We start from the raw sequence: 13,987 nt of genomic DNA on the forward strand, positions 1-13,987 counted from the left end.
TCGGCTGTAGCGTTAAGCTAGTTGTTGTTGATTACTTGGATCGTTTGCTGGTTCGGGAGTGGGGAATATATCTGGACGTAACTCGTGACATGGGACGCCAGTAGCTTCGCTAATTTTTGCAACATACTTAGCAGATGCTCTACCGTCTCTATTCAGCCATTGCCAAACGTTTTGTTGTTTTGCGTCGATTAGCTTTGCAAGCTCGGTTTGACCTCCAGCCTTATGAACGGCTCCCATAAGAGCTTCTTTTGGAGTAATTGGATCAATAATCATGATGTAAATCCTTTGTTGTTAATTTTAGTGTATTTAATCATTTGTTGTTAATTATGTCAAATCTTTTGTTGTTAGCTTTGCAACATCATTTGTTTTAAATTAAGAGAAATTACAGAGGATATAATTATGGCACTTGGACAGCGAGTTAAAGAAGCTAGAGAGTTTAGAGGTCTTAAACAAGGAGAGCTTGCTGATCTAATCGGATGGACACAGCAAGCATTATCTACATTAGAAAAAAGAGACAGTAAGAAGAGTTCTTATTCTGCTCAAATAGCGAAAGCACTGGATATCGACATTGATTGGTTGATGAGCGGTACGGGCGAAATGATTAAAAAGGAAAAAGAGAAGGGAAACGGTATAGTTAAGAGCCCTATTAAGTACGTTCCAGTTAAAGGTTCAGCTCAGATGGGTGATAACGGATATTGGCTGGAGCTGGATTACATGGGGAATGGCGGGGATGGATACTTAGAGGTAAATAATGCTAGTGATTCAGCGTATGTCATACGTGCCGTAGGTGACAGCATGTTCCCTGCATTGCGTTCAGGATGGTACATAGTGTTCGATCCTAAAAGAGATCCGTGCGCTGGCGAATATGTGCATATTGTATTAGCAGATGGTCGCAACATGATTAAAGAGTTTGTTAGCTGTCAACATGGCATTATTACTGTTATATCTGTTAATGGAATGGAACGAATGTCTTTCAACTGTGAAGAGGTAAATGTTCTAAACCCATTTGTAGAAATACAACCGCCAAGCAGACTGCGTGATGAGCTGCACTTATTGGATAATGAATGTACGGGGATATAACAATGCCTAGCAGACCATGGATAGAGTATTGGGTTGAGCATTACTTTGCACATGCTAAACCAGTCTCAGAAGACAACCCTTTAGTTAGGGGCTGGTGTGTTTATATTGAAGTCTACGAGTTGGACTAACTAAAGCACTTAATTTCTTAACATGTTTTGTTGTTAATATTTAATTATTTTTAATATAAACAACAAAAGATTTGACATTATTAACAACAAATGATTAATATATACCCGTAATCAACAAAACGGGTATAACGTCATGTCTCAATATCAAAACAATGGAACTGTCACACCAAATCGCGCTCAGCTAGAGATTGAGCGCCTACAAACAATCCTAGCCGAACGTAACCAACAGCTACAAGCTGCTGAGCAGACAATCACTCACACACAGATTAACTATAAGCAAGCGCATAAAACTATGCGTTTGCTTATGGTTTTTTGCGTTTTGTTGATTGTTGTTTTGTCGTTGGGAGGTGCAGCATGAGCACTCAAAACAAGCTAGGCAAGCTAATCACACGCTTTGAAATCGGATTTGATAACGAAACCAAAGCTGATATTGATGCTTTAAAAGCGAAAATCGACGAATTGACGCGCGCGCTGTCAGTTAAAAATGACAGTCACGGTGACCGCTTACTTGCTGCGATGCAAGCTGAAGCAGCTAATGATGCGCCTATAACGCACACTCCGTGGGAAAATGATCTTAAGCGCGCGTCCGTCAACGATGTCGATTATCTAAGCGGTAACGACTTAGACGAATGCGTCCCACATATCGATGATGTATTAGACCAACGTAATTGGCTATCTGAGTCAGTACCACAAATCACCCAAGCTGATATGCAGCTTATCTTTATCAAAAATCTATCGGAATGCCTAATTCAGCGCATGCATAGCATGGACCGCTTTAGTGAAGACGACTATGCGATTGGTGGCGATAAGTTGATAGCGTGGGACATCGTGATTGGTAAAAATTCCTTTAATGATAAGCGTCCTAATTTTGCGATTGTCATAGCAACATCAAATATAGAGCATAGTGATAAATCAAGCTTTGGCATAGCCGATCTTACCAGCCGTTTTTCACTGAATCAGTTTATTCATACAGGTCAGTACGTAAAGATATCGGTTTGGCACAACGAAACTTATCGCACCATCACCGAAGCCGAGCTGCCAGCATTCCGCGCGGCATTGGAGGCGTGCTATGCGTAACATCGCCAACATCAAGCCATCGGCAGTCCTAGCCTCTCTTATCCAAAGCGCAAAGCTCACAAACACTGTCAGCCGTACAGCGTTGCGTGACGCTAATATCCAGTGGTCGGCTCATATCGCCAAACCAAGATGCAACCGTGATCAGCAGACACTTATCGATGTTGCAGACCAGCTGCGGCTGGTCATCGTGCAAGTGTCTCAACGCCAATGTCGTATCAATCCAACCCAGTGGCCAATATTGGTACGTCTAGAGGCTGACTTGCGTACTGCATATTTAGCCAATATCAACCTTGAGCCGCTACTTGACACCGTAGCCGTCAATAGTGACCACAGCGAGGTAGCGTAATGTCAAAGCAATCAAAAAAACCGTTGATGATTAGCGTATGTGGCGCGCCGCATATTGGTGTAACTACGGCTTGTGACCGTGTGCAGCGATGTCTCAATGCACAGGGCATCATCACAGATGTTATTACGCTTGAGCGTGGCATTGATGTGATCAATTTTAATGATGACTTTTTGCTTGGTAACTATATGCACCTAGACGTCATCTTGTTTGATAAACATCGCAATGCGGATTCAGCAGTTAAGCGGCGCTTAATACATCCGCTTTGGGACAGTGAAGGAGTCGTCCCTGACATGAGTGTACTGCTTAGCTCATCAATAGATGGTTACAACAAAGCAATCCGTAATCGCACTGATAAGCGCAAAAAAGCTGCGCATCATGAAGCCTATCTATCGATAGAAAGATCGCATTACGGTACTAAAAATCATCATGTCGTCAACATCGATGGTAAAAACGGGCAGTTATACGCAGCCGGTACGATTAAAAGTCTGATATTACGGGAGCTAAAGCGATGAGTAAAACATTATCACTTAGCCGTCGTGCTCATCTATTTGTCAAAGACGGACAGTTTTTTATCAAGCTGCAACGTCAAAATCAGCGTGATCCAAAACGCGACGATTATTACATCATGAAAAAGTTTGAGCTGGAACGCCTAAAAGAGATCCATGAGTGGTTAAGCAAAATGATCAAAGAAAGTGAGAGCAGTAATGTCAAAGCAGATTAAGCGAGTTACGTTTGCACGTAATAATTACGGATTGCGGTGGCTTGATGTAAATATGCACAGCTGGGAGATTGTCGGCGCGTGCGGGGAAGGGCGTCACCTGGTGGGCCGAGCATGTCGCTTGGCTGACCGTGGCAATAAAATTGAATATCGCACTGGGTCAACCTACACGGCCATCAATGCGACTGTTGAGAAGATGGGGTAGATAATGGCTGATGATGCAGATCGCGCAAATGACTATGTTGATTTAACGATGACTCAGTATCTGAGTCGAGCGCCAAAATTTGACAAGCCGTCACTGGCTGAGTGCTTGGAATGTGGCGAGGATATCCCCGCTAAACGTCAATCAATGGGCGGGGTAACGCTCTGTGTAGACTGCCAAAGCGTATTTGAGAAAAGGGGACGGTGATGTTGACTGATAATGAACAACTTTTAGTAATCACCGGCACTGCTATCTTACTGGGCATGCTCATTGTCGCAGTGATTTGGCTATTATCGATTGAGTTGAATAACGGAGAATGACTGTGATTAATGCAAAAGAACGTCCAATAATCTTAACCGCACAAGAAGTTAATGCAGTGTTAGCAGGCGATAAGACGCAGCACAGATTGCCTGTATTGACTGCGAAAGAGATTGACGAAGGTTTTGAATGGGATTTTAGTGCAGAGGGTGATAGTGCGGTCTGTATAAAAGAAATAGATGACGAACGGCAGGAGGTTTTACTTAAACCTTGTCCTTTCGGGGAGATGGGTGAGCGGCTGTGGGTGCAGGAGCCGTCATTAATTCATTGTGATTGGGATTGGTTTTACGCTGACAATACGCTGGTCGAATGCAAAGAGCCTTTCACACCAGGTGATTTGCATTTACCTTGGGACGACGAGCATCAAGAATACATAGGGCCTATCGGTGCTGAGCACATGCCACGTTGGGCAAGTCGCTTGCTTTTAGAAATAATCGATATTCGCATTGAGAGTGTACGAGATATTAACGCAGCTAGTGCGGAGGCAGAAGGTTGTTTTAATTTTGCTGGTTATGAAAAATTGAAACCAAAACCTTTATCTGCGTTTATTACCTACTGGATGGCGAAGTATGGCGATGACGCATGGTGGGACAATCCTTGGGTTTGGGTTATTGAGTTTAAAGTAATAAGTGAGGACTGAAAAATGGACGTTATTGAAATTATCAAATCAAATGTTCCGTTGGACTGGGTAACGCTCCCTCAATTTGGTAAACTTATTGGTCTACCGCACGAACGCTTATACATGGCAAAAGATAAATGGCCAGAAGGTGAAGTGTGGAAAAGGGTTGATAATAAGATTTACTTTAGTCTGAATGGGTGGAATGAATGGCTGGATCAACAGGGTATCCAAAAGGCGTTAGAGTGCGAAGCGGCAGCGTCGAAATTAATATCCCAATCAAAGGAGAAGGGCGCAGGTACTTCGTCCTCCCGTACACGGCGACGCCGAAAAACATTGCCCAAGCGGGAAAGCTACGAGCTAGTTTGATGGCTCGTAGAAAATGGGAGAATCTGACAGTAACAGATATTGAATTGGCTTGTAATATTATCGATGAAACGAAAGCAGATGATAGACCAATTTTTGCAGACTATGCGCAGCTTTATCTTGATAGCTTAGATAGTGGTAATACAGGCACTAGACGTAAATACAAAGGCATCCTCAAAAATAAATGGATGCCTTTTTTTGCATCTATAGCAATTGCAGACATAACACCGGCAATGGTGCGCACTGCACTCGCACAGAATGACTTTAGCAGCACTAAAACTGCTAACGACGCACTCACGCCACTGCGCGGAGTGTTTGATTTAGCATTTATTGACGAAATTATTGAAGAGTTGCCCACTAAACGTATCCGTAATAAGAAAACTCAAAAGGATGAGCCAGATCCTTTTTTGCCTAATGAGCGTTTGGCCATACTTGATTATATGCAAAGCCATTGGACAGATGGTAAAGAGATTTGGTATCTATATTTTGTATGGCAGTTTTGGACCGGTTGTCGCCCTGGCGAATCATTGGCCATAGACTGGGCTGACATAGATATACCCAATCGACTAGCAAAAATAAGTAAGACGTTGAGCAGTGGCAAGGTGCAGCTATCAACTAAGACCAATGAAATACGTAATATCTATCTCAACGATAAGATATTGGTTGTATTGGATAGACTCAAGGTACTCACTGGCCACCAGTCACGTCTGTTTATCAGCTTACACACCGATGAGCCATGGACACGACCAGATAAGTTGTCCGAAAAGTTTCAAGAAGTCCTACCAGTGATCGGCGTAAGAGCTCGACCTGCTTATAATTGCCGTCATACTTATGCGACGACGATGCTCAATAGTATGATCGATGTTTCTGCAGCGGCTTATCAGATGGGCCATGACATCATCACGTTCACTAAAATCTATGCAAAGTGGATTAATACCGAGCGCATGCAGACTGAGATGATGAAGCTGGATTATGGGGACTAACTGCCGAGGGTTACTCGGTAGTTGAATTATAGAAACTGCGACAAAACTGCGACAACAGCACCTTTAATAAATACTTATCAAATTTTAGGCAATAAAAAAACCTGCCCGAAGGCAGGTTTAGTATAGGTTTGAGACAATTTATTCACTATCCGAAAATGGTGGGGCTGGAGAGACTCGAACTCTTTTTTGTATAATCTAATATAAACCAATAAAAAATTAATATAATCAAATCATATATTTATGTTTTTTCGTTTAAATTGATTTAAATAGTTTCTACGCTAACTGCGACAAAAACTGCGACATGATTAAGCTTTACAACCAACACCAATGTGGTCAGCAATGACGTCTGCAATCTCACGAGCAAGTGGCCATTTTTTAGCCTGATACGCAGCAAGCTCAGTTGGGTTGGAAATGAAGAATAACTCTAAAATAATACCACCTTCACGTACATAGCCAAGACGCGAATGTTGACCGCTATTTTCAGTCTTAAAACCACCTGCATTGCCGCGCACTGGAATACCTAACACGTCACTGACAGCTTCACAAAGTTTTTGGCAGATTGCCTTGTCTTTTGGTTGAGCAAGGGCTTCAACGCCACCAGCGGTTGGCAGATGAAATGCGTTGCAGTGAAACTCGATAGCAACTTCGCCTTGCTTGATGAGTTTAATTGCATTGCGCAACGTGTCGTTTTCGCTACCGTTGCCATCGGTGACTGCTTCAATACCCAAATCGCGTAGGCAATAAGCAACGATGTTGCGCATATCAGTAGTGATTTCTGCTTCAGTGACGTTGCCGGCAACCGCGCCAGGATCGGTATTAGAGTGACCGGCTGTAATAGTAACTTTTGACATGATTAGTCCTTTTTTAGACATTAAAAAAGCCCCAGATTGGGGCTGTAATTAACGTTGATTGTTATTTGGATTTATCTGAAATGCGTAGTGCGTAATGCAGAGCGTTGAGTGCGAGTAGACCGCGCCGGTAATGACTTGGTTTGACGTAAGGCTGGACAATCTCACTGTTTTTGATAGCTATATTTGTCAGCTGACGTGCTGTTTTGATGAAATTAAATTGCATGGTTTACTCCTATTATTTACCAAAGATTGCAAACGCCGCGTCTTTGATTTCTTTGATTACCTCAGCAATCGTTTTACCCTGCCACAATGCTACAGCTTGATAAACAATACCTATTGCTAACATGCCGAACACTGCCCAGACGAGCATGATTGCGCCTTGGGTCATGACGCTATAATCTTGATAACCCATAAATTCAATATGTGCTGCCCCGCCAAACAGCGAGATTGTGACAGCGATAGTAAACTTGATTATCACTGACATATTCACTTGTATCTTACCGTCTTTGCCAATGTCGCCTGATAGCATCAAACCAAATATTGCACCAATTACTGCCGCAAAAACTTTAGGTAGAAATACCATCAGCTTTAGTATGATTAGCTCTAAAAACGGTGTGTTCTGTGGCATAACGCCCCCTCAAATTTTTGACAAAAAAAAACCGCCTTAGTTAAAAATCAACCTATCTCTAATCCATTGCTTAATCCAAACTCTCTTGACAGCTTAACAATAGCTGCTTGTGCTTCTTCAAACGTAAAAGCCCGTGAGTATTGAGCAAAATAACCAATGTGCCCAAAAAACGTATCTCCTTTTTTTGTCATTGGACCGTAAGACCCTAGTCGCAGATGATCGTTAGCTGCGGGGGGCATATCTACATTATATTTTGTGCTTGCAGACTCGCCGAATACAGCAAAAGAATTTTCTCCGTCAAACACAAAAACCATGACTTGCGGTTCTTCGGATACCCTTCGGGTGTATTTTATAGTTGCAGCAGGCGTAGTATCTTGATTTCCTTCTCTAATATCCTTACCTACAGCCATTGTCATGTTATTAGTGCCAACATATGCTGAAACAGAATGATAGTTTCTGTCTGAGTACACACCCAGATCTGGGTGCGCTGTATCAGATGTATCACCTGAAAATATACGGTTATTTGCACCGTTTTGGGTATCAGACTGCACTAAACAGACGTAAGTTGCAGTAGTAACAACAGTGCCAGATTCCGGTATACTTGAGTCTTGAGCGATACCCTCGAATCCACTAAATTTAAGTGTTGGAAATCCCAACTCTTCGGTATATAAAGGAAAGTTTGGGTAGCCATCCACTGGCGAGCTGTAATTATAATTTAGGTTCTTATCAAATATTTTTTCAGATGGCGGTGCATAACCCAAGATACCTGCGTCGATATATGGCACTCTATCGCCATAGTTGTAAGTCTTACTTAGCTCTCTGACATCTATAACAAGTCTTAAATCAGATGACAAATCAGGTACTTTGCCGTAAATCGGATTAGCTATAGTGTCGCTGGCTCTAATAATTAATGTGTCCATTTTATCTCCTAGTACCATTCTTTGGTTTGAATAAACTCGATAAGTTTAGTGGTTATGTATTCGTCTGTTTCGTTATTAAAATGGCCATTATCCCTAGACAATGTTGGCGCTTTATTACCTAGAGCTTGGGCTGCTGCATCCGCTGAAATTTGCTCAGGAGTTCTAACAAAGCCGATTTCATCAAAAATGTTTGGGTCTAAAATGTACTGATTAACATCAAAAACAGCATCACCATACAATCTTTTGTATCGCTCATTACAGTCATTAACTCTATCTCTTATCTCACTGACGGCAGGCGTATCTCTATCATGGAAATGGGTCATCACAATGATGCGTTTTATCATGCTAGGGATATACTCAAACATAGAATTTGTCTTGCGTATGAGGCTACCCACACAGTCAACACTCGGTATGTTTTTAGTTAGGTTGTTTTTGCCGATCCAAGATATATGTACAGCATTTCTGAACTCATTGCCCTCATCGGGGATGATTTTCACTTCATCGCTAACAACTACCTCGTCACCTGCCACAGCTCTAGTAAATGTAAGCTCCTCGCCTGTATAGCCTATGCTTCCATACACACCGTCAACCCAACCGCTAATCTTGTTTAATGCTGATTGATATGGGAAATCATCAAGCATAGACACGTAAGAGACACCGCTTGCTAATATCTTGTTGCCTGCAAACGATAGTCGCAGCGGATTATTGCCAAAAAGCGCTTCCATTTGCTCAACCATTGCACCACCTGTTGCGGGAGAATAAAGCTCAATGTTGGCAGACAACGTCGGTAGTTTTGGCAAAAACTCAGCATACATACCAGCCGCGCTTGATGATCCGATAACTATCATTTTAGTCATATCAGGATAAACAGGGTTTAACGTGCCGTTTTTATAATAACTATCTCCTTTTTTTGTAGTTGAATCGCTGCCGTGTATTTTTGGCACCAAGTCAGGCATCGAGCCATCACTAGCGGTTGCATTATTATCAGAATTTCTTGTTGCCAATCGGCTATGCCAGTTATCCATAACCTTATCGTGTATTTGACCACTGCTATCTAGCCATATATCTGTTAAGTTGCCATCTCTGTCTGTAATAGCCATCAGTCCATTTAATGTGTCACTATCAAGCAGTCCGACACCTTTTTTTACCGCCGATACTGCGTCTTTAGTTAAACCACCGTCCTCATTGTTTGCTTGCAACCAAGTCTTGTTACCAACCTTATCGGTAATCGCAATTAAAACATTGTCGTCAAAGGACACGCTTTTTTCAACAAATAGGGTTTCAAAATTCTTCTTTGTGGTTTCAGCAACGGCCTCTGCTTGTGCAACTGGGTTGTATTTTGAGTAAACCCAAGCTCCATTAATCTTTTCATAAACTCCGTTTTTCGTTAGGTCAGTATCATTCGTAACAACAGCATAATCACCATCAACCAAAGCACTAGACGCTAGGGATATGTATGTACTGAATGGTGTTGCACCTAGTAGTCCGTTTTCAACTAATAATCGCGAAGCCATTGGTACTGACGCATACTCTTTGCCCAAGCGACTCACGATCACTTTATCTTCGTTTACTGCTTCTTCAAGCGTGTCAACATCAACATCAGCATTAACAAACTTTTGCATTGTAATCGGCTCTGCCATTTTTAAAGCTCCCACAAAAAAGCCTCCAATTAAGGAGGCGTATGTTTAATTTAGGCTATCAAGCCGTTAATAAAATCTTGATCGTTTGCGTAGTACTTATCCGTGTAGTTAATACACGACAGCTTGTGTGACATTGGATTGTCAGCAGGGTCTTTTGTTGTGATTATATAATTATCACGCTCAAGATCGTCATGTAGCACCAACTGATAAGTAGCACGTACTACGGCGTCCCAAGCTGTACTAAGGGGCTGTGAGGGCGCGCGGCTCAATATCACATCGTATTGATTGTCGCTTGGTGTACAGCGGATGTTATCGACGATACCGGCAACGGTTTGTACAAACACCGTCGCCTGAGTTTTATCACCAAAATTGGCTGTGCTTGATAATGTCAAAACGAACTGACCAGCGCTATTAACTTGCAAGGCCTCAACTGCGCCTTGCTGTGTATCAGCGCGATTTTGGTCAGCGACATTGATTTGGTTCGTTGGTATCACAAATCCTGACTCATCGGCTGCGGTAAAAGAACACGTCTTATAAGCGTGTTGATTTTTCCAGTGCCGGCGCATCATGTGCATATGCGCTTGAACTTTATTGCGCACACCGACCAAGTCCTTATTTTTGGTGTCAAAGTTGGTTGCAGATCCGTCATCGGGATAACGCAGTGTAACTTTCGCGTCGTCCACGGGGTCGGTATATGTCACTTCGACGCCGTCAAAGCCGTCACGTGGTCCAAATGTCTCACTATACTCAAAGCTGTCTGGCGTAATACTGTGACTGTTAAATGTCGCAACTGGGTAAGGCTCAGGACGCTCAAAGTGCAGACAGACTTTATTGTTAATGCGATAAGCGGTAAAAAATCCTGCCATCGCAACCGTCTGTATCATCTCTTCAGTTGTAATGTCCTTACTATCAAACGTTCCGCAGAACTGAGCACACAAATCAGTGCCAAAGTAAGCAATCTGCGCGTCAACTTCGGCCTTTATTTGCACCATATCCAAGTCATCAGCAGTCATATTGCTGGTTACTGGGTCAGTAGCAATGTCATATATGATGTCATCAATACGCTTTGATGGAATAAGTGCATCATTATTTTGCCAGTCACGCTCAAGACGCTGCGATAGCACAGTAAGCTTACGCTCTTTGAGCGACAGTGCGCCTTCAGTTGCGGCGGCTTTACTATATATTTTGGTAAACCCTGGTGCAGCATCGGCAGCAGTCATCAGCCTTGCGCCATAGAAGTCTGCTACGCGAATATCTTGCACAACACTGAAGCCTTTAGATGTTATAACCCGACCATGCTTGCGGCGTGAGCGCCAGCGCAGTCTTTTGCCTGTCGCCATGTTTGCATTTTCAATCTTGATTGTACTGGCGGCAGTCTGCGCAGCATCGGTGTTGCTGACATGAGCGCCTGACCACCAATGGTTGCCATCGCGCCAAACGCCTAATCCACCATTGTTTGCATAATCCGTGTATTTAGAGCCATATATAATATGCGTATCGATTTGCAGCGTTCCTGGCACTGGATTATTTGTGCTATCAATAATTTCTGACTCAATTTCGACCTCAATACCGATGGGTTCAAACGTCTGACCATCGGTGATATAAAGCCCGCCTGATGATAAAAAATTAACCATCACGAACTCATGATCTTTTTCGCTTGTGTAAAACCAGCCCTGCCACAAGCTGTCAGATTGCGTGCTAGCGGTTGTTTCTATCTCAGCCGTGTAATCTGCATTGTCAGCAAGCTTTTGCCAGTCTGGGTTGATGGTAGCTGGGTTTGATAATGTGATCTGCGCTTCTGTTAGGGCGCTGATGGTATAGACACCGCTTAAATTATAGGTAGTCACTGGACCGACAAGAGGTGGATTAGCCGGTGGGTCACCTTGATCTACTGGGTCAGTGATACCATTTGCGGAGTCAGCAGGATTTGTCTGTACAATGGTGATTGCATCTCCTACCTTAAACTGACTGACAAAGTTAAAGCCTGATTGCTCTATGATGCCACCGGCTCTAAAGACGGCTTTGTCTAATGTCAGATAGTTATCAGTAGGCGGCAGGAGTTGCCCGTTTACTGAGGTATAACGTTTGGTTGCGAAACGGGATAAAGCGGCCTCATCTGGCGTAAAGGCACTGCCAAACTGATACGCGGGTGTATCATCAAGGGTGCTGTTTGCATCAAAGACCAAAACACCGCTGCCAAATACTTGATCAAGAGGCGTTGTATCGTCCAATGCCTCTGTCACTAAGTACCAGCCGCGGCCAATCCACATATAAGACATCTCGATGGCACGGCCATCAATGTAGACAGTATAAGTCGTTGCAACTCGGTCAGGTACAGACCATACCTCACCGTAAATTTCTGCCACTCGGCCGCCCTGGCGCAGTCGATTCGTGCGCTGCGCTAAGGCATTGTTAGGGCTGGGCGGCGCATTGGTTGAGCCAGTCGGCACCACAGGCATGGGCATCAACAGAACAGCCGCGACTGTGATAAATGCCGATACTAATATCGGTATCCATGTCTCAGGCCCCGCAGGATAAGTGACGACATAGATAGTCCCGCCTTTATCATTTAATGCAATGATATCGTCAGGCGTGTTGGGTGTCACGTCAAAGTCAGTGTCCCATGTTTCGTGATACCAGTAGGTATTTGGTGGCTGTCCTTTTGGGTAAATGCCAGTAACAAGTTCAAATAAATCTTCACCGCGCACGATTTTACAGTCAGAGTTGTCGCAGGCATAAGACATGGGATTGCGGACAACAATCAGTTCGATATTAGAGTGCATAATATTTTATCCGTCCGTGTTTTAGCGCTGCAATATGTGGTGGTACACACTGCGGTCCCGATTCAGTCATATGTATAATTTTAGCCTGGTGGTAAATACCAGCGTGTAGCTCTTTGCCATGCATCAACACCAAGCACGGGTCGATAGGGTTATCGAGCGGGGCAAACTCTTTGAGCTTTGCAGTATTAACTTTGCGTTTGGTGCGTCCAGTCATCAGGTCGGCAACATAGACGCCCATATCCCGGCCAGTAATATCGCGATAAATATCAACGGCAAAATGTAGGCAGTTATAATTGTCATCGTCATACCGCTTATTGTCGTAGTCAGATAAAACAAGCATTAGCTAGCGCCTCGCAATGTCGGAACCAAGTCAATAGTAAATATGACGCCGGTGCTGGTTTTATTCAGCTGCTTTGCTTGGCACTTGAAGACAGCGCCACGCTTCTGCGGCTGATTGTCGGTTATTTCTAAGCCGCGCACGCTGGTCATTGGTTCGGTTAAGTCGCTCGTTAGATACACACGATAGTTAAGCGTTGGCCGTGTTGTTGAGTGTTGGCCACGGCGCAAACGATCAATCTCAAAAGGCATGATCTCACCGACATCACCGATACCAATGGTAAAGCTTTGTTGTAAATTGTCGGCTGACTGACCTGCCCGGATCGTTAATGGTAAAGGCTCATAATCACGGTAGACTTTGTCTTCGTAGCGCACGCGCACACCGTCGGCATGATTGCGTACAAAGCGATAGTCGCGGCTGAAAGATGGATGCTTAATTTCGATACACTCAAGGCGTATATCGTCATGGCGACCGCGTAACCAATACTCCATCTCTTTAATGGTTGCCATTACAGACCTCCTAGTGCATCTGGTAGATCTTCGTTGACAAGTTTTGCCAACTTTTGGAAGTAAAGTTCGATTTGGCCTTCTGTCATTTGATATAAGGTTGAGATTAAAATATCGTTGTCGATATCATATTTGATGGGCTTAGCAACCAGTGACAACTGAACGGTAAATATCTGGTCGCCAAGTGGTTGTACTGGCATAGAGTCACCAACAATGCGGCACTCATACCACTTGTGATCAACGTAATCTAATAGTAGATATGCTAAAAATGGCAGCCCTTCGTAAGCGCGTGTGAAAGCTAAGAAGTACTGCCACTGTGAACGGACACATTTATAAGTGACGTTAGCTCGATGCACTTTCCCCACACTATCTTTACGTTCACGTGGCAGGCCAACGATGGTTTCGGTGCTAGCAACATTACGCGAAAGACTGAAGGAGTAACCATCACGCAGCGGTTTTAGCATGAACTTTGGTATGTCTGCCATGAT

At 43.6% G+C, this 13,987-nt stretch carries 20 protein-coding genes; 10 read left to right on the top strand and 10 right to left on the bottom strand.

Annotated elements, in window-relative coordinates; genetic code table 11:
- Positions 1-12: 12 nt before the first annotated feature.
- Positions 13-273, bottom strand: coding sequence for a YdaS family helix-turn-helix protein (locus tag L0G63_RS03090; protein WP_301449343.1), 261 nt, complete (start codon positions 271-273; stop codon positions 13-15).
- A gap of 126 nt (positions 274-399) precedes the next feature.
- Between L0G63_RS03090 and L0G63_RS03095 the strand changes: the two genes are divergently transcribed.
- The 10 genes from L0G63_RS03095 (at position 400) to L0G63_RS03140 (ending at position 5,834) form a co-directional block, all read left to right on the top strand.
- A complete protein-coding gene (locus L0G63_RS03095; RefSeq protein WP_301449344.1) occupies positions 400-1,080 on the top strand; it encodes a LexA family transcriptional regulator in 681 nt (226 codons plus the stop codon).
- A 261-nt stretch (positions 1,081-1,341) separates the two neighbouring features.
- Positions 1,342-1,566: a hypothetical protein gene (locus tag L0G63_RS03100; RefSeq protein ID WP_301449345.1), complete on the top strand. Its 225-nt coding sequence runs from the start codon at positions 1,342-1,344 to the stop codon at positions 1,564-1,566.
- A complete protein-coding gene (locus L0G63_RS03105; RefSeq protein ID WP_301449346.1) occupies positions 1,563-2,285 on the top strand; it encodes a hypothetical protein in 723 nt (240 codons plus the stop codon). Before L0G63_RS03100 ends, L0G63_RS03105 begins: the two co-directional genes overlap by 4 nt.
- Complete coding sequence (locus L0G63_RS03110; RefSeq protein WP_301449347.1) at positions 2,278-2,631, top strand: hypothetical protein; 354 nt, start codon at positions 2,278-2,280, stop codon at positions 2,629-2,631. Before L0G63_RS03105 ends, L0G63_RS03110 begins: the two co-directional genes overlap by 8 nt.
- Complete coding sequence (locus L0G63_RS03115) at positions 2,631-3,143, top strand: hypothetical protein (protein ID WP_301449348.1); 513 nt, start codon at positions 2,631-2,633, stop codon at positions 3,141-3,143. Before L0G63_RS03110 ends, L0G63_RS03115 begins: the two co-directional genes overlap by 1 nt.
- Positions 3,140-3,352, top strand: coding sequence for a hypothetical protein (locus L0G63_RS03120; protein WP_301449349.1), 213 nt, complete (start codon positions 3,140-3,142; stop codon positions 3,350-3,352). The genes L0G63_RS03115 and L0G63_RS03120 overlap by 4 nt, the downstream gene beginning before the upstream one ends.
- Positions 3,353-3,557: 205 nt before the next feature.
- Complete coding sequence (locus L0G63_RS03125) at positions 3,558-3,758, top strand: TraR/DksA family transcriptional regulator (protein ID WP_301449350.1); 201 nt, start codon at positions 3,558-3,560, stop codon at positions 3,756-3,758.
- A 115-nt stretch (positions 3,759-3,873) separates the two neighbouring features.
- Positions 3,874-4,509 carry a hypothetical protein gene (locus L0G63_RS03130; RefSeq protein WP_301449351.1) on the top strand — a complete coding sequence of 212 codons (636 nt, stop codon included), beginning with the start codon at positions 3,874-3,876 and terminating at the stop codon, positions 4,507-4,509.
- Between the two features lie 3 nt (positions 4,510-4,512).
- Positions 4,513-4,854 (top strand): hypothetical protein, encoded by a 342-nt coding sequence (locus L0G63_RS03135; RefSeq protein WP_301449352.1) that lies wholly within the window; start codon positions 4,513-4,515, stop codon positions 4,852-4,854.
- The gene (locus L0G63_RS03140; RefSeq protein WP_301449353.1) at positions 4,854-5,834 is read left to right on the top strand and encodes a site-specific integrase; all 981 of its coding nucleotides are present in this window, start codon (positions 4,854-4,856) and stop codon (positions 5,832-5,834) included. Before L0G63_RS03135 ends, L0G63_RS03140 begins: the two co-directional genes overlap by 1 nt.
- Positions 5,835-6,139: 305 nt before the next feature.
- Here L0G63_RS03140 and L0G63_RS03145 read toward each other — a convergent pair whose 3' ends face one another.
- The 9 genes from L0G63_RS03145 to L0G63_RS03185 form a co-directional block, all read right to left on the bottom strand.
- Positions 6,140-6,685, bottom strand: a complete 546-nt coding sequence (locus tag L0G63_RS03145; protein ID WP_301449320.1) for an N-acetylmuramoyl-L-alanine amidase — start codon at positions 6,683-6,685, stop codon at positions 6,140-6,142.
- A 61-nt stretch (positions 6,686-6,746) separates the two neighbouring features.
- Positions 6,747-6,908, bottom strand: coding sequence for a hypothetical protein (locus tag L0G63_RS03150; protein ID WP_301449321.1), 162 nt, complete (start codon positions 6,906-6,908; stop codon positions 6,747-6,749).
- A 12-nt stretch (positions 6,909-6,920) separates the two neighbouring features.
- Positions 6,921-7,313 (bottom strand): hypothetical protein, encoded by a 393-nt coding sequence (locus L0G63_RS03155; RefSeq protein ID WP_240215394.1) that lies wholly within the window; start codon positions 7,311-7,313, stop codon positions 6,921-6,923.
- Between the two features lie 47 nt (positions 7,314-7,360).
- A complete protein-coding gene (locus tag L0G63_RS03160) occupies positions 7,361-8,233 on the bottom strand; it encodes a hypothetical protein (protein ID WP_301449322.1) in 873 nt (290 codons plus the stop codon).
- Positions 8,234-8,241: 8 nt separating this feature from the next.
- Positions 8,242-9,873, bottom strand: a complete 1,632-nt coding sequence (locus L0G63_RS03165; protein ID WP_301449323.1) for a hypothetical protein — start codon at positions 9,871-9,873, stop codon at positions 8,242-8,244.
- A 50-nt stretch (positions 9,874-9,923) separates the two neighbouring features.
- Positions 9,924-12,656 (bottom strand): host specificity factor TipJ family phage tail protein, encoded by a 2,733-nt coding sequence (locus L0G63_RS03170; RefSeq protein WP_301449324.1) that lies wholly within the window; start codon positions 12,654-12,656, stop codon positions 9,924-9,926.
- The gene (locus tag L0G63_RS03175) at positions 12,646-12,996 is read right to left on the bottom strand and encodes a hypothetical protein (RefSeq protein ID WP_301449325.1); all 351 of its coding nucleotides are present in this window, start codon (positions 12,994-12,996) and stop codon (positions 12,646-12,648) included. Before L0G63_RS03175 ends, L0G63_RS03170 begins: the two co-directional genes overlap by 11 nt.
- Positions 12,996-13,502 carry a DUF1833 family protein gene (locus tag L0G63_RS03180; RefSeq protein WP_301449326.1) on the bottom strand — a complete coding sequence of 169 codons (507 nt, stop codon included), beginning with the start codon at positions 13,500-13,502 and terminating at the stop codon, positions 12,996-12,998. The genes L0G63_RS03175 and L0G63_RS03180 overlap by 1 nt, the downstream gene beginning before the upstream one ends.
- Positions 13,502-13,984, bottom strand: a complete 483-nt coding sequence (locus tag L0G63_RS03185) for a hypothetical protein (RefSeq protein WP_301449327.1) — start codon at positions 13,982-13,984, stop codon at positions 13,502-13,504. The genes L0G63_RS03180 and L0G63_RS03185 overlap by 1 nt, the downstream gene beginning before the upstream one ends.
- Positions 13,985-13,987 lie beyond the last annotated feature (3 nt).

Source organism: Psychrobacter sp. (genome assembly GCF_030454045.1).
In the GTDB taxonomy this organism is placed as follows: Bacteria; Pseudomonadota; Gammaproteobacteria; order Pseudomonadales; family Moraxellaceae; genus Psychrobacter.

Coding starts and splice junctions, on each gene's coding strand:
- L0G63_RS03090 (WP_301449343.1), bottom strand. CDS start 273: ATGATTATTGATCCAATTACTCCAAAAGAAGCTCTTATGGGAGCCGTT.
- L0G63_RS03095 (WP_301449344.1), top strand. CDS start 400: ATGGCACTTGGACAGCGAGTTAAAGAAGCTAGAGAGTTTAGAGGTCTT.
- L0G63_RS03100 (WP_301449345.1), top strand. CDS start 1,342: ATGTCTCAATATCAAAACAATGGAACTGTCACACCAAATCGCGCTCAG.
- L0G63_RS03105 (WP_301449346.1), top strand. CDS start 1,563: ATGAGCACTCAAAACAAGCTAGGCAAGCTAATCACACGCTTTGAAATC.
- L0G63_RS03110 (WP_301449347.1), top strand. CDS start 2,278: ATGCGTAACATCGCCAACATCAAGCCATCGGCAGTCCTAGCCTCTCTT.
- L0G63_RS03115 (WP_301449348.1), top strand. CDS start 2,631: ATGTCAAAGCAATCAAAAAAACCGTTGATGATTAGCGTATGTGGCGCG.
- L0G63_RS03120 (WP_301449349.1), top strand. CDS start 3,140: ATGAGTAAAACATTATCACTTAGCCGTCGTGCTCATCTATTTGTCAAA.
- L0G63_RS03125 (WP_301449350.1), top strand. CDS start 3,558: ATGGCTGATGATGCAGATCGCGCAAATGACTATGTTGATTTAACGATG.
- L0G63_RS03135 (WP_301449352.1), top strand. CDS start 4,513: ATGGACGTTATTGAAATTATCAAATCAAATGTTCCGTTGGACTGGGTA.
- L0G63_RS03140 (WP_301449353.1), top strand. CDS start 4,854: ATGGCTCGTAGAAAATGGGAGAATCTGACAGTAACAGATATTGAATTG.
- L0G63_RS03145 (WP_301449320.1), bottom strand. CDS start 6,685: ATGTCAAAAGTTACTATTACAGCCGGTCACTCTAATACCGATCCTGGC.
- L0G63_RS03150 (WP_301449321.1), bottom strand. CDS start 6,908: ATGCAATTTAATTTCATCAAAACAGCACGTCAGCTGACAAATATAGCT.
- L0G63_RS03155 (WP_240215394.1), bottom strand. CDS start 7,313: ATGCCACAGAACACACCGTTTTTAGAGCTAATCATACTAAAGCTGATG.
- L0G63_RS03160 (WP_301449322.1), bottom strand. CDS start 8,233: ATGGACACATTAATTATTAGAGCCAGCGACACTATAGCTAATCCGATT.
- L0G63_RS03165 (WP_301449323.1), bottom strand. CDS start 9,873: ATGGCAGAGCCGATTACAATGCAAAAGTTTGTTAATGCTGATGTTGAT.
- L0G63_RS03170 (WP_301449324.1), bottom strand. CDS start 12,656: ATGCACTCTAATATCGAACTGATTGTTGTCCGCAATCCCATGTCTTAT.
- L0G63_RS03175 (WP_301449325.1), bottom strand. CDS start 12,996: ATGCTTGTTTTATCTGACTACGACAATAAGCGGTATGACGATGACAAT.
- L0G63_RS03180 (WP_301449326.1), bottom strand. CDS start 13,502: ATGGCAACCATTAAAGAGATGGAGTATTGGTTACGCGGTCGCCATGAC.
- L0G63_RS03185 (WP_301449327.1), bottom strand. CDS start 13,984: ATGGCAGACATACCAAAGTTCATGCTAAAACCGCTGCGTGATGGTTAC.